Annotated in this window: 12 protein-coding genes; 6 read left to right on the plus strand and 6 right to left on the minus strand. The window is 71.8% G+C overall.

The window, feature by feature from the left end:
• Positions 1 to 25: 25 nt before the first annotated feature.
• Both ACZ4UU_RS06175 and ACZ4UU_RS06180 read left to right on the plus strand, forming a co-directional pair.
• Complete coding sequence (locus ACZ4UU_RS06175) at positions 26 to 403, plus strand: hypothetical protein (RefSeq protein ID WP_468036911.1); 378 nt, start codon at positions 26 to 28, stop codon at positions 401 to 403.
• A gap of 3 nt (positions 404 to 406) precedes the next feature.
• A complete protein-coding gene (locus ACZ4UU_RS06180) occupies positions 407 to 871 on the plus strand; it encodes a hypothetical protein (RefSeq protein WP_468036913.1) in 465 nt (154 codons plus the stop codon).
• A 7-nt stretch (positions 872 to 878) separates the two neighbouring features.
• On the opposite strand, the gene ACZ4UU_RS06185 is transcribed toward ACZ4UU_RS06180, so the two are convergent.
• Together ACZ4UU_RS06185 and ACZ4UU_RS06190 are read right to left on the minus strand one after the other, a co-directional pair.
• Positions 879 to 2,126 (minus strand): hypothetical protein, encoded by a 1,248-nt coding sequence (locus ACZ4UU_RS06185; protein WP_468036915.1) that lies wholly within the window; start codon positions 2,124 to 2,126, stop codon positions 879 to 881.
• A gap of 81 nt (positions 2,127 to 2,207) precedes the next feature.
• The gene (locus ACZ4UU_RS06190; protein ID WP_468036917.1) at positions 2,208 to 3,152 is read right to left on the minus strand and encodes an LLM class F420-dependent oxidoreductase; all 945 of its coding nucleotides are present in this window, start codon (positions 3,150 to 3,152) and stop codon (positions 2,208 to 2,210) included.
• Between the two features lie 246 nt (positions 3,153 to 3,398).
• Between ACZ4UU_RS06190 and ACZ4UU_RS06195 the strand changes: the two genes are divergently transcribed.
• A complete protein-coding gene (locus ACZ4UU_RS06195; protein WP_468037873.1) occupies positions 3,399 to 6,251 on the plus strand; it encodes a bifunctional glycosyltransferase/CDP-glycerol:glycerophosphate glycerophosphotransferase in 2,853 nt (950 codons plus the stop codon).
• 53 nt (positions 6,252 to 6,304) lie between these two features.
• The gene (locus ACZ4UU_RS06200) at positions 6,305 to 7,351 is read left to right on the plus strand and encodes a glycosyltransferase (RefSeq protein WP_468037875.1); all 1,047 of its coding nucleotides are present in this window, start codon (positions 6,305 to 6,307) and stop codon (positions 7,349 to 7,351) included.
• A 79-nt stretch (positions 7,352 to 7,430) separates the two neighbouring features.
• On the opposite strand, the gene ACZ4UU_RS06205 is transcribed toward ACZ4UU_RS06200, so the two are convergent.
• Positions 7,431 to 9,023, minus strand: coding sequence for a glycosyltransferase family 2 protein (locus ACZ4UU_RS06205; protein ID WP_468036919.1), 1,593 nt, complete (start codon positions 9,021 to 9,023; stop codon positions 7,431 to 7,433).
• 118 nt (positions 9,024 to 9,141) lie between these two features.
• Entirely contained in the window at positions 9,142 to 10,380 is a 1,239-nt protein-coding gene (locus tag ACZ4UU_RS06210; protein WP_468036921.1) for an amidohydrolase family protein, read from the minus strand.
• Between the two features lie 268 nt (positions 10,381 to 10,648).
• Here ACZ4UU_RS06210 and afsR point away from each other — a divergent pair, with 268 nt between their 5' ends.
• Both afsR and ACZ4UU_RS06220 read left to right on the plus strand, forming a co-directional pair.
• Positions 10,649 to 13,609, plus strand: coding sequence for an SARP-family global regulator AfsR (afsR, locus tag ACZ4UU_RS06215; protein ID WP_468036923.1), 2,961 nt, complete (start codon positions 10,649 to 10,651; stop codon positions 13,607 to 13,609).
• A gap of 230 nt (positions 13,610 to 13,839) precedes the next feature.
• On the plus strand, positions 13,840 to 14,028 hold the full coding sequence (locus ACZ4UU_RS06220) for a hypothetical protein (protein ID WP_468036925.1): 189 nt from the start codon (positions 13,840 to 13,842) through the stop codon (positions 14,026 to 14,028).
• Positions 14,029 to 14,214: 186 nt separating this feature from the next.
• On the opposite strand, the gene ACZ4UU_RS06225 is transcribed toward ACZ4UU_RS06220, so the two are convergent.
• Complete coding sequence (locus ACZ4UU_RS06225; protein ID WP_468036927.1) at positions 14,215 to 17,370, minus strand: S8 family serine peptidase; 3,156 nt, start codon at positions 17,368 to 17,370, stop codon at positions 14,215 to 14,217.
• Positions 17,371 to 17,476: 106 nt separating this feature from the next.
• The gene (locus ACZ4UU_RS06230) at positions 17,477 to 19,066 is read right to left on the minus strand and encodes a FadD3 family acyl-CoA ligase (RefSeq protein WP_468036929.1); all 1,590 of its coding nucleotides are present in this window, start codon (positions 19,064 to 19,066) and stop codon (positions 17,477 to 17,479) included.
• Between the last annotated feature and the right edge of the window lie 41 nt (positions 19,067 to 19,107).

A 19,107-nucleotide genomic window follows, 5' to 3' on the forward strand; every position in this document is an offset into this window, starting at 1 on the left:
GTAGCGCGTGCGCAAGGGGGAAGTCGTGGCCGACGAGGTTCTCGAGTACGCCGTGGAGGGCCGCGCCGAGTGGAACGCGGCCATGGTGAGGTCGGCCACCGTACGGGTCGAGCCCGACGAGACCGCCCCCGAGGTCATCCTCGTCGCCGGGCCCTGTCCCCGCTGCGGCCACGCCTTCGCCCACGCCGAACCTCTCGTCAGCTACCGCGCGATGGACCGCGACGACCCCCTGCGCCCCGGGATCGGCGCCCTGCTGCGTGACGCCGCCCGCCGCGCGGCCGCGGCGAACCGCTCGCACGACGTCTTCGGCTCGTGCGGTTGCCGCGTCCCGCACCCCGGCGCACCGGAGGGTGCGACCGGTTGCGGCGCGTCCTGGTCCCTGCATGTCGAGTGGGGCGCCTGACCGATGGCCGTCCGTGTCACACCCGGTCCGGCGGACCCTTCCGAGGACCACGCGCTCTCCCTGGCCGTTCGCGCCTACACCGCCGACGAGTTGCGCGCGGTGCGAGAGACTGCGGCCAACTGGCGTACCGCGCTGGCGGCCATGCTCACTCTGGTCACCGCGGTCTCGGTGATCCGCGGCCGGGACACGATCGTCGGCCTCGCCCCGGCAGCCCGGGTGCTGGTCGGTGTGCTCCTGCTGCTGGCCGTCGTGGCGGCCTGCGCGGGTGCCTTCCTGGCCTCCCGCTCGGCGTTCGGCCTGCCGAAGGAGGAGCAGACGGTCCGGCGGATCACCGATCTGGTGGCCGCCGAACGCGCCCGCGTCCACCGCGCGGTCCGAGACCTGCGTGCGGCGATCGTCCTGACGTTCGTCACCCTCGCGCTCATCGTCGCCTCGGTGGGCGTGGTCTGGTACGGCCCCACCGCCTGACCGGTGGTCAGCCCTGCCAGCGCTGCAACGGCCGCACTCCGGCCCGGTGGGCTTCGAGGAGGCGGGGCCGCAGGTCGCGCCAGAGCATCTCCACGACCTGCTCCATGTTCATGCCGAGCCCGATCGCGGTTTCTACCTGCGGGGCGTTGTGACGGGTCATCAGATAGCGCAGGGCCAGGCGCCGCAGGACGGAGGACGGGTGCGCGCCGCCATCGGCGGGGGGCTTCTTGTGGCCGTCGCGCCGGATCACGCGCTTCAGCAATGAGGGCCGGGAAGGCACCTCGTCAGCCGGAACGTCGTCGTGGCCGTGGCGCAGCATGCTGATGGCGCGCTCCATGACGTGCGTCATGGTGAAGTAGAAGTCGGCTCCCAGGAAGCCGATCGGGAGGTCGTAGCCCCTGGACTGCATCGCGGCCATCGACAGTGAGAGGCCCTGGGCATCCGCCTCGAACTCCTGCTGCCTGCTCCAGGCGAGCTCCTCCGGTTCGGCCAGGTCCGGGCCGCCCAGCCAGGCCGCCGGGCGCTGTTGGCCGAGGTGGTTCTTCAGGATGTGCCCGTACTCGTGCCCGAGGGCGAACAGCTCGACGGAGTCGCAGAGCATCATCGCCCAGGTGTTGCGCACGGGTTCCTGGGTGTACTGAGGCGCTTTGTACGGCATGCCCGTCTCCAGATACGCGCGCACCAGCTCGCCGAACCTGCGTGCCGACTGCGGCTGCTGTTCGAGCCGTTCGCGGACCCTTCCCGGTTCGAGGTCGAAGGAGGCTCCGCCGTCCGGGCTCCGCCGGTACGGCAGCACGTCGGCCACGGCCTTCGCGGCCAGGTGGGCGAACCCCGTGAACTCCGACTCGAACAGCAGCAGGTGCTCCCGGGTGCCGGGCACGAGCATCGTCATCACGTTCACCCGGCCGGTGGGGAGGGTTCCGAGCAGCGGGCGCCGCGGCATCGGGAACCCCAGGACCCGGCCGACCCGATCGATGTCGTCGGCCAGCTTGTGGAGGAGCTGCAGCGTGCGCGCGTTCTCGTACTTGCTCACGGTCTGGTCGAGCAGTAACTCCTCGTTCCGGAGCAGCCCGGCTCGCATCTCCGCCAGGTCCTCGGCGCTGATCAGGCCCTCCCGCCTCGACAACAGGTCACTGATGAGGGTCAGCGCCTCGGTACCGTCCTCGGCCGAGCGCGGTCTCGGCGTCAGCCCCATGCCCCGCCAGACGTTCTCGTGCAAACCGTCCAGAAACCGCCGAGCCTGCTGCGAAGCCACGCCCTCTCCCTCGTGTCGAGCCACGTCCCACGCTCCCATAACGGAAGTTGACGGGAGAGGTAGTGGGACACAGGGACGTGCCTACGTCAGCAGGGGCGCGACAGTCTCGCCGAACTCCCCGATCTGATCGACCAGTTCGCTCCGGCTCCGACTGCGGAACCGCACCTGTATCTGGTCCACCCCCATCGCCCGGTAGGCGCGGAGCGACTCGGCCAGTTGCTCCGCCTCGCCCGACAGGGTCCGGCGCCCTGTGTCCCAGCCGGGCTCGCCCACGTACAGGGGTTCGACTATGGCGCCCACCGTGAACGGGCCCTCGATGCCGGACTCTTCCCGCAGGCGGCGGATCCGAGCGATCTGCTCAGGCAACCGCTCCCGCGGATCCCCCTGCGGCAGCCACCCGTCCCCCTTGAGGGCGGCTCGGCGTACGGCGGCCGGGGAGGAGCCGCCGACCCAGACCGGGACGTGTTCCTGGGTGGGGCGGGGGAGCTGGCCGAGGCCCTCGAAGTCGTAGAGCTTGCCGTGGTGTTCGGGGAACTCGTCGGGGCCGAGGGCGGCGCGCAGCGCGTCGATCGACTCGTCGAGGACGGGCCCGCGCCGCTCGAAGTCGACCCCCAGGGCCTCGAACTCCTCGCGCACATGGCCCGCTCCGACCCCGAGGATCAGCCGGCCGCCGCTGAGGTGGTCGAGGGTGGCGTACTGCTTGGCCGTGAGCAGGGGATGGCGCAGGCCGACGACGGCGACGTGGCTGAGCAGCCGTACCCGTTCGGTGACCGCCGCGAGATGGGCGAGGGTCGCGACCGGGTCGTACCAGACCGTGCTCATCGCGGGGGCGAGGCGGCGCGGGATGGCGACGTGGTCGCAGCTCGCGATGTACGCGAAGCCCGCGCGGTCGGCGGCGCGGGCGACGGCGAGCAGGTCGTCGGGGCCGGCGGCGGCCTCCCAGGGTTCGGCGTAGATCGTGCTCTGGGACTGGACGGGAAGCTGGATGCCGTAGGCGAGACGCCCTTCCGGCGGCAGAGCTGGCATTGGTGCCCCCTCTGGTGGCGGTGTCCGGCATGTGGACCGGCGCGGACTGCGTAGTCGCCATAGTCGTAGCTGACGGGTCGTCAGACAAGGGGGCCGGGCCGCCGAGGCAACCGGCACGCCGCCCGCGACATCTACCCAAGTGGCCCTCAAGCGCATCATCGCTTCCAGAGGGCAGCAGCAGTGATGAATGGGGTGAATGTGGACGTGGATCAGCGATCCGCCATATCCGACGTCGCCATACCGGACATGGCCGTACCGGGCATCGCCATGTCCGTCGTCGTGATCGTCTACAACGACGAGGCCAGGCTGCCCACAGCCGTGCGCTCGGTGCTGGGGCAGACCCTGCGGGGCGTCGAGGTCGTGATCGTCGACGACCACAGCACGGACGGCTCGTACGAGGTTTCACGCCGTCTCGCCGCCGAGCACCCCGACCGCGTGCGGGCGTACCGGCTCCCCGAGAACAGCGGCGGCTGCGGCGCGCCGCGCAACCACGGCCTCCTGAAGGCCCGCGGCGACTATGTCCTCTTCCTCGACAGCGACGACGTCCTGGAGCGCAACGCCTGCCGCAACTTCCTGGAGGCGGCCGAGACCACCGGCGCCGACCTGGTCTCCGGCATGTGCGTGCGCGTCCACGTCGACTCGCGCCACCGCAAGGAGGTCAAGTGGTACCCGTGGCTGTACGCCCGCACCCGCACCCTCGACTCGGTCGCCGAACTGCCTGACCTGCTGGTCTACGACACCCTCTCGACCAACAAGTGCTACCGGCGGCAGTTCCTGGTCGACAGCGGCCTGGACTTCCCCGTCGGCATCCACTACGAGGACCTGCTGTTCTCCGCTCAGGCGTACACCGCGGCCCGCCGCATCACGCTCATACCGAACCGGGTCTACGACTGGAACGTGGTCGAGAAGACCGACGCCAAGTCGATCAGCAACCGCCGGGCCGAGATCGCCAACTTCGCGCACCGCATGGAGATGCACCGCCGGGTCGACCGGCTGCTCGCCGACCAGGGCCTGACCGAGCTGAAGTTCCGCAAGGACGTCAAGTTCCTCAAGCACGACCTGGTCCTGCACCTGCGCGACCTGCCCTTCCGGGACGCCGTCTACCGCCAGGAGTTCGCCGCCCTCGCCCGCCCCTACCTGACGTCGATCGACCCGGCCGCGTACGACGAGGTCGAGCCCGTCCACGCGGTCTGCGCCTACCTCCTCCGGATGAGCGACTGGGACAACCTGCTGCCCGCCGTGGACACGCTCACCAACCGCGACAAGGTCTCCGCGCCGCTCGCCGAGAGGGACGGGCGGGTCTACTGGTGCGCCGAGCACATCGACGAGGACCCACTCGCCCGCCGGGTCCTGGACGTCACCGAGCTCGGCTATCACGCCCGGCCGGTCGGGAAGCTGTTCCTGCGCAACGAGCTGACCGAGTACCGACGGGAGGAGTCGAGCGGTGTCGTCCGGCTCGCGGGCCGCGTCACCAACCCGCTCGGCGTCGTGCCGCCCACGGCCCGGCTGACCGCCGAGCTGGAGTTCTACGCCCGCCGGCCGGGCGTGCGCTTCCAGACCTTCCGCTTCCCGGTGCCGACGCTGCGGCACGAGGGGGCGTATGTGTCCTGGGAGGCCGCTGCGGACCTGTCGAAGGGGCTGCGCCCGCTCGGTGTCGTGGACGCCGTCTGGGACGTACGCCTCCACCTGGACGTCGACAAAGAGCGCACGACGACCCGGCTCACCGCGGCCGGCCCCGGCCTGGCGACCGGCGAGGTGCCGGTGCGCCCCCGCCTCACCCGGCTGGTCGCCGACCGGATCGAGCCCCAGGTCTCCGCCCGCGGCCACCTCGCCTTCCGGCTCGTCCCCGACAAGAAGGCCAACGTCCTCGTCACCCGCGGCCTGCGGGGCGCCCCGGGCCGCCTCGCGAAGGCCGGGTACCGCAAGGCGAAGGCCCTGCGGAAGAAGGCGACCTCCGGGGACACCAAGCTCCGTCTGTATCGCGACGTCTTCCTGCGGATGCCGGTGCACAGGCGCCTGGTCGTCTTCGAGAGCCATCTGGGCCGGCAGTACAGCGACAGTCCGCGGGCGATCTACGAGGAGATGCGCCGGCAGGGGATCGACTTCGAGGCGGTGTGGTCGTACACGGGCCGACCGCAGGGCTTCCCCGCCGACGCCACGCTGGTGCGCCGCTGGTCGCTGCCGTACCTGCGGGCGCTGGCCCGCGCCGAGTTCTGGATCGACAACCAGAGCTATCCGCTGAAGCTGACCAAGCGCCCCGGGACGACGTACATCCAGACCTGGCACGGCTCCGCGCTGAAACGGATGGGTTTCGACGAACCCGGCTGGAAGCTCAAGTCCCGCGCCGAGCAGGCGGAACAGCAGCGCAGCCTGGACCGTTTCGACCACTTCCTGGTCCGCTCGGAGCACGACGTGCGCACCCTCGCCAAGGCCTTCCGGCTGCGGGAGAAGACGCTGCTGCGGACGGGCTACCCGCGCAACGACGCGCTCGCGCGCGCCCGGGAGACGGCCGAACGCCCGCCGCTGGCCGCGGAACTGGGGATTCCGGCCGACAGGAAGGTGCTGCTGTACGCACCCACCTTCCGTCAGCAGGGCGGGCGCCGTTTCGCGCTGCCCTTCGACGTGGAACGGTTCGCGGAGGAGTTCGGCGACGAGTACGTCCTGCTCGTCCGCGCGCACTACCTCAACCACGTCGTGCTCCCGCCGTCCGTACGGGGCCGGGTCGTCGACGTGTCGGACCACCACGACGTGACGCCACTGCTCGCACTGGCCGACGCCCTGATGACGGACTACTCGTCGGTGATGTTCGACTACGCGCTGCTGGACCGCCCGATGCTCTTCTTCCCGTACGACTACGAGGAGTACGTGCACGAGGGCCGCGGCACCTATTTCGACCTGCTGGAACGGGCTCCGGGTCCGGTCGTCCGCACGGAGGAGGAGCTGCACTCCGTGCTGGCCGCCTCGTCGCTGGAGGAGCAGACGGTCAAGTACGCGGCGGCACGGGAGCGGTTCGTGGCCGACTTCGGCGAGTACGACAAGGGCACCGCCGCGCAGCGCGTCGTCGAGGAGTTCTTCACCGACTGGAGGAAGGCAAAGTGACCGAAGGCACGAGGGGGCGGGACGTCTTCCTGGTCTCCAACAGTGTGGACGAGATGGGCGGTGTGACCAGTTGGTCCCATCAGATGGCCCGGCTTTTCACCGAGCGCGGCCATCGTGTCCACGTCATCGGTGTCACCACCCCCGAGAACCCGCACGACCTCGGCGAACTCCCGTACCCCACCACGCGGTTGTACGACGGCCAGCCACCCGCCCCCGGCCGGGCGCGGGACGCGAGCATGCGGGCGAAGGCGGCCGTGCTGACGGACCTCTTCCGTGCCGCGCGGCCCGGCGGGGTCGTCATCGTGACCCAGGTGTGGGCGATGGAGTGGGTGAAGCTCGCCGACACCACCGGTCTGACCGTCGTCGGGATGAGTCACGAGTCGTTCGAGACCGCGAAGCGGTCCTCGCGCTTCCAGCGTGTCCTCAGGCACTACCGGGACGCCGACCGCATGCTCGTCCTCACCCGCGAGGACGCCGACCTGTGGATCGGCGCGGGCCTCGACAACGCCTCGTTCCTGCCGAACGCCGTGCCCTGGCTGCCGGAGGTGCCGTCACCGCGCACCGAGAAGGCCGTGATCAGCATCGGCCGGCTCAGTGACGAGAAGGGCGTGGACATGCTCCTCGACACCTGGGCGGAGGTGGCTCCCCGCCACCCCGGCTGGGTGCTGCAGATCTACGGCTCCGGCGAGGACGAGGAGATCCTCCGGAAGCACTGCACCGCCCTGGGCCTCGACGACTCGGTGCGCTGGATGGGCCGCACGAGCGACGTGCCGGGCGCGCTGCGGGACGCCTCGGTGTTCGCGCTGTCCTCCAGGGGCGAGGGCTTCCCGCTCGCCCTCATGGAGGCCATGGCCATGGGCGTCCCCTGCGCCGCCTTCGACTGCGCCCCCGGCGTCCACGAGATCATCCAGGACGGCGAGGACGGACTCCTCGCCAGGCCCGGCAACACCGGCGAACTCGCCCGCAAGCTGGACCTGTTGATGTCCGACGCGACACTGCGGGACCGGATGGGCGACGCGGCGCGGAAGAACATCCGCAGGTACGGGGCGGACGAGATCGCGGGGCGGTGGGAAGCGCTGTTCAGCTTCCTGGAGAGGTAGCGAGAGCGGTCCAGCCCGCCCACGGCCGACGCGGTCGTGTCCGCGACGCCGCACCAGGCAGTGAGATGCGGCTCGGGTATCAGCGGAAGAAGCGCTTGAGGCGGCGCCGTACGACATCCGCCACTCCGCTCAGGCCGGGCGCGAGGCGGACCGCGAGCGCCCCCGAGTGGGTGGCGTACGGCTGCACCAGCAGCACGGCGTACCGCAGGCTCGGCACGGCGCGCCGGCTCAGCAGTCCGGCGCCCGCGAGCGCGTGGGCGGTGGTCTCCCGACGGGAGCCGTCCTCGAAACGCAGCCGTAGCCTGAGGTCCCAGGTGCCGCCGCCCAACGCCGCCAGGTCCACCGGGAACTCGGCCGACCAGGTCTCGGAGTCCGGGTCGGCCACGAGGAGCCCCCTCTGGGAGGACGCCGGGCGGCCGGTGTCCCGCTCCACGAACTCCGCCTCCACGCTCTCAGGCCCGGCGGCCGCCATCCGCCCGTACATCTCGTGCAGACGCAGCCGGAGCACCGTCCCCCGCGCGCGTGGCCGCAGTTCGGCGTCGACGGCGGCGGGCAGCCGGTGCGCGGGACGCAGGAGGAGCCGGTCCAGCTCCGCCTGGGGCAGGTCGGCGGACCAGATGGGGGAACCGTCGTCCGCGCGCGCGTACGGCGGGTTCAGCCGTGCCGGGCGGGCCGCGACCTCCCGCAGCCGGTCCAGGTCGCGCGGCTCCTCGGCGGCGAGGATCACGCGGGCGACGATCCGGCCGGGCGTGGGCGCCGCCGTGAGGTCGCCCTCGTCGAAGGAGCCCAGGTAGGCGCGGGTGAGGGCCCACCACTCGCGCCGGTAGTCGGCGCCGCGCAGCTGCAGCTCGCGCGCGTACATCCGCAGCGAGTGGTCGAGGAAGCGGGCCCGCGTCGCCCGCGCCAGCCGCTTCTCCCCGGCGGCCAGCAGGATGTCGTACGACATCCGGTCGGCCTCGATCCGGGCCCGCCAGTTGGCGATGTTCGCGCGGTCGAGGGAGATGGACAGCCGGGACGCCGACCGGCGCACGTGCCAGAGGTACACCGGTTCCGGGACCAGCGCGATGCTCGGGCCGGCGGCCAGCACGCGGGCGGTGAAGACGAAGTCCTCGTAGGGGAAACGGCCTTCGGGGAAGCTGATGCGATGGGCGCGCAGGAAGTCGGTGCGGTAGAGCTTGTTGACGCTGAGCGTGTCACGGACCAGACTCACCCGCCGGGCGGGGTGGGCGACCAGCGTGCGCGCGGTGTACAGCTCGTGCTGCCAGGGTGTCTCGCGCCCGGACGGCAGCTCCTTGCGCAGGCACAGGCCGGCGGCGACCGGCGCCTGGTGCCCCACGGCCGCCTCCAGCAGCGCGTCGACGGCACCCAGCGGCAGCACGTCGTCGCTGTCCAGGAACATCACATAGGGCGAGGCCGCCGCGTTCAGCCCGTCGTTGCGCGGGGTGCCGCAGCCGCCGCTGTTGACCGGTCGCCGGATCACCTTCAGGCGCGGTTCCTCGGCGGCCAGCCCTTCCAGCAGCGGCACGCTGCCGTCCGACGAACAGTCGTCGACCGCGATCACCTCCCGGACGGCCGGCCCCTGCGCGAGCGCCGAACGCACCGCGTCCGCCACATGGGCGGCGTCGTCGTACCCGATGACGACGACGGTGACCTGCGCGTGCTGTAGAGCCATGATTGCCCCGACCGAAGAGTGATATGTGCTTAATGTTCATGTACGAGGTGCTTCGCTCCTCGGTGGGGAAGATGGCGTGTACGCGGTCGGGGTTCCGTTCAGGACCGGTTGTTTACGATCAACGGCCGCCTCCCGGGGCCCACAGCCCGTCCGGCGTCAGCCCCAGCAGATCGATGGCGTTGCCGCGCACGATCCGCTCCACGACGTCCGGGTCGAGGTGGCCCATCTGGGCCTCGCCGACCTCGCGGGACTTCGGCCAGGTGGAGTCGGAGTGGGGGTAGTCGGTCTCGTACAGGACGTTGCCGACGCCGATCGCGTCCAGGTTCCTGAGTCCGAAGGCGTCGTCGAAGAAGCAGCCGTAGACGTGGTCGGCGAACAGCTCGGACGGCGGCCGGTGCACCTTGTCGGCGACCCCGCCCCAGCCCCGGTTCTCCTCCCACACCACGTCGGCGCGCTCCAGGATGTACGGGATCCAGCCGATCTGGCCCTCGGCGTACATGACCTTGAGGTTGGGGAAGCGTTCGAACTTGCCGCTCATCAGCCAGTCGACCATCGAGAAGCAGCAGTTGGCGAAGGTGATGGTGGAGCCGACGGCGGGCGGGGCGTCGGCGGAGGTGGAGGGCATCCGGCTGGAGGAGCCGATGTGCATGGCGACGACCGTGCCGGTCTCGTCGCAGGCGGCGAGGAAGGGGTCCCAGTCGTCGGTGTGGACGGAGGGGAGCCCGAGGTGCGGGGGTATCTCGGAGAAGGCGACGGCGCGCACGCCCCGGGCGGCGTTGCGGCGGACCTCGGCGGCGGCGAGTTCGGCGTCCCAGAGGGGGATGAGGGTGAGCGGTATGAGCCGCCCTCGGGCCGCCGGCCCGCACCACTCCTCCACCATCCAGTCGTTGTAGGCCTGGACGCACAGCAGACCCAGCTCGTGGTCGGCGGCCTCGGTGAAGGTCTGGCCGCAGAAGCGGGGGAAGGTCGGGAAGCAGAGGGCTGACTGGACGTGGTTGACGTCCATGTCGGCGAGGCGGGCCGGGACGTCGTACGACCCCGGGCGCATCTGCTCGTAGGTGATGACCTCCAGCTTGATCTCGTCCCTGCTGTAGCCGACGGCCGTGTCGAGACGGGTGATCGGCCGGTGCAGGTCCTCGTACACCCACCAGTCGCCGACGGGCCCGTCGTCGCCGGGCCGGCCCATGACGGGCTTGAAGCGGCCGCCGAGGAAGGTCATTTCCTTCAGTGGCGCGCGGACGATGCGCGGTCCGGTGTCGAGGTGCTTCTTCGGAAGCCGGTCCTGCCAGACGGTGGGCGGCTCGACCGTGTGGTCGTCGACGGAGATGATCAGCGGAAACGCGGTCTCGGTGTCCATGTCCGTCACGGTAGCGCCGATCTGACGGGCCGTCAGCTATGCGGGCGCGGCCACCGCTGTGCGGAGACCGCGTGAGGACCTTGTGATATCCCGCGCGCCTGCCTGTGATCAGCCTCTCCACAGCTGACGCATCGAACGGAACAAGGCAAACTGGCGGGGATGTAAACGGGTCCGGACCCTGTCGGTCGGATCAGCCCGGCTGGGAGGATCGGTTTCTCCTGGCCGAGCCGAGCGGGGTCCGGTGCGTGCAGCTGCCTAGGGGAGACGGATGGACGGGGTACCGCGAGTGCCGGAGCAGAGGGGGCACGGCTTCTCGGCGGCGGAGCCGACGGCGGCGCTGCGCTTCGGTGTGCTCGGTCCGGTACGCGCGTGGCGCGGCGAGGAACAGCTCCCCACCGGCTCCCCCCAGCAACGCGCCCTGCTCGCGGCCCTGCTGCTGCGCGAGGGCCGTACGGCGACCGCGGCGGAGCTGATCGACGCCCTGTGGGGCGAGGAGCCGCCCTCGCAGGCGCTGGCGGCGGTCCGGACGTACGCCTCGCGGCTGCGGAAGGTGCTGGACCCCGGGGTCCTGGTGAGCGAGTCGGGCGGCTATGCCGTACGGGGTCTGGACGACGGCGCGCTGGACCTGGCCGTCGCCCAGGAGCTGGCGGCGGAGGCGGAGAAGGCGAAGAACGCCGGGGACCTGTGCCATGCGTGCGAGGTGCTCGGGCAGGCGCTGTCGCTGTGGGCCGGCGAGGTGCTGGCGGGCGTCCCGGGGCCGTACGCGGAGGCCCAGCGGGTCCGGCTGGAGGAGTGGCGGCTGCAGTTGCAGGAGTCGCGCCTCGACATGGACCTGGAGCTGGGCTGCCACGCGGAGGCGGTCTCGGAGCTGACGGCGCTCACCGCGGCGCACCCCCTGCGGGAGCGGCTGCGGGAGCTGCTGATGCTGGCGCTGTACCGCAGCGGCCGGCAGGCGGAGGCGCTGGCGGTGTACGCGGACACGCGGCGCCTGCTGGCCGACGAGCTGGGCGTCGACCCGCGCCCGGGCCTGAAGGAGCTCCAGCAGCGGATCCTCCAGGCCGACCCCGGCCTCGCGCAGCCGTCGGCCCCGGTGGCCGAGCCGGCGGTGGTGCCGGTGCGGCCCGCCCAGCTCCCGGCGACGGTGCCCGACTTCACCGGCCGTTCCGCCTTCGTCTCCGAGCTCAGCGAGGTCCTCGCCACGGCCGAGGGCCGGGTGATGGCGGTGTCCGCGCTGGCCGGCATCGGCGGCGTCGGCAAGACGACCCTCGCCGTGCACGTCGCGCACCAGGCACGCTCGGCCTTCCCCGACGGACAGCTCTACGTCGACCTCCAGGGCGCGGGCCCGCGGGCGGCCGAACCGGAGACGGTGCTGGGCTCGTTCCTGCGCGCCCTCGGCACGGCCGACTCGGCGATCCCGGACTCGCTGGAGGAGCGGGCGGCGCTGTACCGCTCGGTGCTGGACGGCCGCCGGGTCCTGGTGCTGCTGGACAACGCCAAGGACGCCGCCCAGGTACGTCCGCTGCTGCCGGGCATGGAGGGCTGCGCGGCGCTGGTGACGTCCCGGGTGCGAATGGTGGACCTCGCGGGCGCCCATCTGGTCGACCTGGACGTGATGTCCCCGGACGAGGCGCTGTCCCTGTTCACGAAGATCGTGGGCGAGGAGCGGGTGACGTCCGAGCGGGAGGCCGCCCTGGACGTGGTCGCGGCCTGCGGTTTCCTGCCGCTGGCGATCCGTATCGCGGCGTCCCGGCTGGCGGCGCGCCGCACCTGGACCGTGTCCGTGCTCGCCGCCAAGCTGGCCGACGAGCGGCGCCGGCTCGACGAGCTGCAGGCCGGCGACCTGGCGGTGAAGGCGACCTTCGAGCTCGGCTACGGCGCCCTGGAGCCCACCCAGGCCCGGGCGTTCCGGCTGCTGGGCCTGGCCGACGGCCCGGACATCTCGCTGGCCGCTGCCGCCGCCGTACTGGATCTGCCGCCGGAGGACACGGAGGACCTGCTGGAGTCCCTCGTCGACACCTCGCTGCTGGAGTCGGCGGCGCCGGGGCGCTATCGGTACCACGATCTGGTCCGGCTCTACGCGCGTGCGTGCGCGGAGCGGGACGAACAGCCGCCGGGTGAGCGTGCGGCGGCGATGTCGCGGCTGCTGGACTTCTATCTGGCCACGGCGGCGGAGGTGTACGCGACCGAGCGGCCCGGCGACCGGCTGGTGGACCATCTGGCGGGCACCACCCATCCCGGGCTGACCTTCGCGGACCGCAAGGGCGCCCGGGACTGGCTCTACACCGAGGCCAACTGTCTGCTGCCCTTCGCCCGCCAGTGCGCCGACCGCCCGCAGGCCCTGCGGCGCGCCGTCGACCTGCTGTGGGCCGCCGTCGACCTCTCGGAGTCGGGCGCCAACTCCAAGGAGTACGAGGCCACCGCACGCACCCTGATGGAGGCCGCCCGCGAGGCCGGCGTGGAACAGGTCGAGGCCCGTGCGCTGATGACCCTGTCCCACGCGCACCTGGACAGCGGCCGGTTCGACATGGCCGACGAGGAGGCCGAGCGGGTCATCAGCCAGGCCCACCGGGCCGACGACCTGCTGCCGGTGTGCTGGGCGCACAACGCGCGCGGGGTCATCGCCCTCTACCAGGGGCGCAACGCGGACGGCGAGGAGCACCTCTCCCAGGCCATCGGGCACTTCCGGACGCTGGCCGACCGCCCGGGCGAGGCCAGCGCGCTGTGCAACCTCTCCCGCATCCACCTGGCGACCGGCCGCACCCAGAGCGCCGTGTCCCTCGCCCAGGAGGGCATGGAGATCTACGACGCCATGGGCAACTCCATGCGCGGCGCGAACGGCCGCTACGCGCTGGGCATGGCGCTCACCCAGAGCGGGCAGCTCGCTCCCGCGGCCGACCGGCTCCTGGAGGCCCTCGAAGTCTTCCGCGACAGCCGGCAGCGGCTGTGGGAGGGCATGACCCTGTTCCGGCTGGCGGAGGTCGACATCGCCGCGCGACGCTACGCCCAGGCGGCGGCGAACGCCGAGATGGCGCTGACCGTGCTGCGCGGCATCGGCGGGGAATGGCGGCGCGGCAACGTCCTGACCGTGCTCGGCCGCGCCCTGGCCGCCGTCGGCCACACGGGGCGCGCCCGGGTCTGCTGGGAGGAAGCGGTCTCCATCTACGAGGAGTTGGGCTCGCCGGAGGCCGCCGCCGTGCGGGAGCTGCTGGATCCCGTCCAGGCGGCCTGAGAGGGCCTGCCGGAGAGGGGCCGTCGTGGCGTTCATCGTTCGTTTATCGCCGCCATACATCCTCTAGGCAGTCGATCCGTCGCGTCGGGGGGCAGACGGGTCGGGGAAGAGGGCCGAACGCCCGCGGTTTAAGGTGAGCGGCCCAAAGGCCCGTCCGGCCACCCTCGGGGGAGTGACCGGACGGGCCTTGCCAACCGACTGACCGACAAGACCAGTGGAGAGCAGCGATCATGAGTGACGAGCAGGTCGTCAAGTTGGACGACATCCACGCCACCTCGGAGCCCGTCGAGGCCGCGACCGCCGACACGAAGACGGCGGACGGGGGCGCCACCACCCAGGGGGACATCCACGCCACCGATGAGCCGCTGGAGACGAAGGACATCCACGCCACGTCGGAGCCCTTCAAGCCGGCGAAGTAAGCCTCAGCACACGGGGAACGGCCGCGGCGGCCCGGAGGGGAGCTGCCGCGGCCGAGGTGTGCCAAGAGGCGGGTGGGAGCCGGTCCATGGCAAGAGCCCGTCGCCCACGACCAGGCGGCATGCGCCTGAAGGAGGCCCAGGACAGCCCGGTACTGCTCTTCCGGGCACCGTCCTGGGCCGTCTCGCTCAGCTCCCTTGCGCGCTGACCGCCAACGTCGTACGACCCACGTCCGCCGTACCGTCGCCGTACTCGACGAGGGCCAGGTACCGCCGGCCCTCCTCCGCGCCCTGCCAGGTCACCGTGACCCGTGCCCGGCCGTCGCCGCCGACCCGCTGGGAGGCGGGGGTGACGGTGGCGGGGACGTCAGGGGCGGAGCTGGCGCCCGGCTGCCAGGTCCACAGGGTGAACCGCTGGCTCGTGGTGCCGTCGGGGAGGCCGTACTGGACGACGTAGGCGTCATAGTCGCCCGGCGTCAGGTCGACGTGTTCGTCCGAGCCCTCCCCCGGGTACGGGCTGACCAGCTTGCCGTCCTTGTCGTAGACGTACAGGTCGAGGTCACTGCCCGCGAGGTGGTCGGAGGAGAAGATCGCCACCCGGGCGAGCCGCCCGCCCTCGGGGACGTGGACACGGACCTTCGCGATCGCCTTCGACGCGCCCGGCGGCGACCCGGCGTAGTCGGTCTCGTCCGTGCCCGTGAGGGTGCCGGTGTGCTTCTGGCCGGCGTACAGACCTGTGGTCGCGGCCGTCAGCGTTCCGCTCCAGCCGGTGCGCGTGGAGAGCGCGACGCTCGTCTCCCGACCGGTCACCCGCACGTCGTCCGGTGCGGAGAAACGCGCGGCCCGCAGCGAGATCTGGCTCCTGACCCGGTGGGCGCCGTTGCCGTCGCTCCAGGTGAGGGTGCCGAACCGCCAGGAGTCGTAGGCGGCGTCGGTGCGGGTGAAGGCGACCTTGTACGTCGCTCTCGCGCCCGGCGCCACGGTCAGCGTCCTCGGGGTGACCTCGGCCTTGAAGCCCGGCGGGGTCCGGAGCGTGGCCCGGTACGTGGCCGTGCGGGAGGAGACGTTGGTGACGGTGCGGGTCACCGTCTGGCGGTTGAAGACGTCACCGATGGAGAGGGTCGGGTAGTTGAGATCGCTGGGGTCGGTCTCGGGGGCCGTGGCGCACGCGTCCGCGTCGGGCGGCTGGACGCCCACCGCGCAGAGGTACGCCGTCCAGTCCGCCGCCGTCGAGTCGTAGACCAGGCCGGGATCGGCGGCCCGGGTGACCCGGGGTGAGCCGGCGCCGTAGTCGAGCGGGGTCGCGGGGACCGTCCCGCTCCCGGCGTCGGTCTGCCGGCTGATCGGCCTGCCCTCGGTGCCGGTCGTCGTGGCCGTGGTCATCAGCGCGGACTTGATCTGCATCGGCGACCAGCCGGGATGCAGCTGCTTCAGCAGCGTGGCGAGGCCGGCGATGTGCGGAGTCGCCATCGACGTACCGTCCATGAAGCCGAACGACCCCTTGTATCCGGCGAATCCACCGGGCACGGTGCCCGCGGCGATCAGCTGCCCGGGCGCGGCGAGGTCGGGCTTGAGCAGGTCGCCGCCGGAGGCCGGGTCGGGTCCCGAGGAGGAGAAGCCGGTGACGGCGGGGGCCTCGACGCGTGTGCTGACGGTGGCGGTGAAGCGGGCGGTGGCTCCCTCGGCGTCCGCGTACTCCTTGACGGCCTTTCCTTCCCGCACACCCAGCACGAACATCGGGAACGCCGGATCGGCGAAGACGTCCTGGAAGCTGGTGGGGGTGTTGACCTGGATCATGGCCGTCGCGCCGGCCCTCTTCAGCTCGTCCAGCCGGCCCTGGAAGTCGAACCCGGTGCCCCCCCGGTCACAGATGACGATCTTCCCCTTCGTCTTCCGCGGGTCGAGTGTGTCCGGCGCGCAGTTCGCGGCCTGCTCGGCGCCCGGAAGGCCGGCTTCCCCGGCGTGGACCAACGGGGTCTCCGGGACGCCTTCGCTGAAGGCGGGGCCGGTGACGTGCCGCCCGTCGCCGAGGACCAGGGTCGCCTCGTAGCCCGTGTCGTGGCTCTCGGCGGCCACCGTGGTGATCCAGGGCGAGGTGTTCTCCACCGTGTCCGGGCCGCCGTTGCCGGCCGCGGCGGCGACGAACACGCCCGCCTTCGCGGCGTTGAACATGGCCTCCCGGTTCGCCGGACCGGTCAGCCCGCCGCCGACGGAGAAGCTGATGACGTCCACGCCGTCCGCCACGGCACGGTCGATCGCCGCCAGGTTGTCGGCCTCGCCGCAACCGGAGCTCCAGCACGTCTTGTAGAAGGCCAGCCGGGCCTGCGGCGCCAGGCCGCTGAGTCTGCCGCGGACGTTGGTGCCGGGGATCGACACGGGAGTGTCGTGGGCGCCGGCGATCGTGGTGCCGATGTGGGTGCCGTGGCTGTGCATGTCGAAGGCCGAGGGCACGTCGATCGGCTGGGGGTCGGCCAGGTCGGCACGGAAGTAGGCGGCGCCGATCACCTTGTTGGTGCAGGTGACCTGGTGGGCGGGGTCGCTGGGGTCGCCCTTGTCGCAGGTGCCGTGCCACTTCTTGGCGATGACCGCCGCGTCCGGGCGCGGCTCCGGCATCGGGGCCAGCATCAGGTTCTTCGGGTCGACGGCGTCGATGACGCCGACGATCATGCCCTCGCCGGCGTGCCGCGGGCCGCCCAGCTTCGACCAGAGGCCCTTCTTGCCGGACAGACCGAGGAAACGGGGGATGTCGGGCGGGGACGCCGGGGCCGCAGCGGGGCGGTCGGGGGCGGAGGACTTCTGCGCGGTCCCCTTGCCGACGGCGGCCCGGCCGCTGTCCGCCCCGGGTGTCGGGGCGGGTCCGGGTGTCGGGGCGGGTCCGGGTGAGGACTCGGGTCCGGGTGAGGGCTCGGGTCTGGTGAGGGTGGACTTCGTCACCGACACCACGCCCGGCGTCCGGGCCAGCTTGGCCGCCTGTCCGGCCGTGAGCTTCGCGGCGAATCCGTTGAACGTGTAGTCGTAGTCGTAGAGCTTCCTCGCGCCCGGAACGGCGTCCAGCACCCGTTCCCTGGCTGCGTCCAGGCGGCGCACGTACTCCCTGGACGGGGACGAGGTGGTGTCGAGACGCTTCCCGGGAGCCGGCATGGTTCGCTTCAGGCCGCGCAGGCCGCCTTCGTACGCGGCGACCGGGGCGTCGACCAGCTTCACCACGTATGTGCCGGCGGAATCAGTCCGGTTCTCGGCGCCGGCCTGTGCCGGCATCGTCGTCCCCGCGAGGACGAGAGCCCCGGACCACAGCGGTATGAGCGCCGCGGCGAGGGCTCTTGGGCGTATGCGATTGTGGGTCAACTCAGTTCCAAAGTGGTCGGCTTGGCGTGAGTCACGTTCCCCCTGCCGCCAATCTGGCAGATACTCGGGCCCCGAGGATCTTGAATGTTCACATGTCAGCTGCTCTTCACGGTTGTTTCACAGACTCGAAGCCGACCCGAGCGCGCAACTCCCCCTTCACCACCTTCCCGCTCGCGTTCCGCGGCAGCTCCCCCACGAACTCCACCGCCCGCGGCACCTTGTAGTTCGCCATCTCCCGCCGCGCCCACGCGATCAGGCCGTCCCCGGTGACCACAGCTCCCGGCCGGCGTACCACGTACGCCTTGCCGACCTCGCCGAGCCGCGGGTCCGGTACGCCGATCACCGCCACGTCGGCCACGTCGGGGTGCAGGCCCAGCAGTTGCTCGATCTCCGCCGGGTAGGCGTTGAAGCCGCCGACGATGAACATGTCCTTGACGCGGTCCGTGATCCGGAGATTGCCGGCGGCGTCCAGGACGCCCACGTCCCCCGTCCGCAGCCAGCCGTCCGCCGACAGCACTTCCACCGTCGCCGTCTCGTCCTCGTAGTAGCCGCGCATGACGTTGAAGCCGCGGACCAGGATCTCGCCGGGCTCGCCGGCCGGGGCCTCGACGCGGACCTCCGTACCGGGTATCGCCCGGCCCGACGTGGACGCGATCACCGACGGGTCGTCGCCGCGCCGGCACATCGTCACGATGCCGCCGGCCTCCGAGAGTCCGTACGCGGTCAGGACCGTCTCGACGCCGAGTTCGCCGCGCAGACGCTCCACCAGCCGCAACGGCACCACCGCCGCGCCGGTCACCACCAGCCGCAGCGCCGAGAGGTCGTGGGCGCCCCTGGCCGGGTGGTCCAGCAGCGACTGGTGCAGGGTCGGCGGGCCCGGCAGCACCGACACCCGTTCCGCCGCGATGTTCGCCAGGGCCGTGTCGGTGTCGAACACCGGCTGGGGGATCATCGTCGCGCCCCGCATCAGACAGGCGATCACGCCGGCCTTGTAGCCGAAGGTGTGGAAGAAGGGGTTCACGATGAGGTAGCGGTCGCCCTGCCGCAGACCGGCCAGTTCGCTCCAGATCCCATAGCACCGCAGCGTCTGCGCGTGTGTGATCACCACGCCCTTCGAGCGGCCCGTCGTACCGGACGTGAAGACGATGTCCGACGGCCAGGAGCCGTCCACCTGCGCCGCACGCGCCCGTACTCGCGCCGCGCCCACCCCGTCCCCGCTCGCCAGGAAATCCTTCCAGGTGCGGAAGTCCGCCGGGGCGTCGTCCGACAGCACGACCACCTGCTCCAGCGCCGGCAGCTCCGGCCCCGCCGCGACCGCCCGCCGCAGCGACGCCACGTACGACGTCCCCAGGAACGTGCCCGTCACGAAGAGCAGCCGTGCTCCGCTGCGGCGCAGGACGTCCACGGCCTCGGCGCCCTTGAAGCGGGTGTTCAGCGGCACCAGCACCGCCCCCGCCGACACCGCGCCCAGCGCCGACACGATCCAGTCCAGCGTGTTCGGGGCCCAGATGGCGACGCGGTCCCCGGGCGAGACGCCGTTCGCCAGGCAGGCCGCCGCCGCGCGCTCGACGCGGGCGCCCAGTTCGGCGTACGAGATCCTGGTGCGGCCCTCCACCACCGCCTCGGCGTCCGCGTACCGCCCGGCCGCGGATCGGACGAGTTCCGGAATGCTGCCCCACTCCACGTCACCGCGCATCACGGCCTCCCGGCACACTAGCTGACTACCCGTCAGATTAG

This window comes from Streptomyces sp. NPDC028907, from assembly GCF_055564995.1.

Bases quoted from the DNA above. Each gene is read 5' to 3' on its own strand.
- ACZ4UU_RS06230 (WP_468036929.1), bottom strand. From the start codon at position 19,066: ATGCGCGGTGACGTGGAGTGGGGCAGCATTCCGGAACTCGTCCGATCC.
- ACZ4UU_RS06205 (WP_468036919.1), bottom strand. From the start codon at position 9,023: ATGGCTCTACAGCACGCGCAGGTCACCGTCGTCGTCATCGGGTACGAC.
- ACZ4UU_RS06195 (WP_468037873.1), top strand. From the start codon at position 3,399: ATGGCCGTACCGGGCATCGCCATGTCCGTCGTCGTGATCGTCTACAAC.
- ACZ4UU_RS06210 (WP_468036921.1), bottom strand. From the start codon at position 10,380: ATGGACACCGAGACCGCGTTTCCGCTGATCATCTCCGTCGACGACCAC.
- ACZ4UU_RS06190 (WP_468036917.1), bottom strand. From the start codon at position 3,152: ATGCCAGCTCTGCCGCCGGAAGGGCGTCTCGCCTACGGCATCCAGCTT.
- ACZ4UU_RS06200 (WP_468037875.1), top strand. From the start codon at position 6,305: ATGGGCGGTGTGACCAGTTGGTCCCATCAGATGGCCCGGCTTTTCACC.
- ACZ4UU_RS06220 (WP_468036925.1), top strand. From the start codon at position 13,840: ATGAGTGACGAGCAGGTCGTCAAGTTGGACGACATCCACGCCACCTCG.
- ACZ4UU_RS06180 (WP_468036913.1), top strand. From the start codon at position 407: ATGGCCGTCCGTGTCACACCCGGTCCGGCGGACCCTTCCGAGGACCAC.
- afsR (WP_468036923.1), top strand. From the start codon at position 10,649: ATGGACGGGGTACCGCGAGTGCCGGAGCAGAGGGGGCACGGCTTCTCG.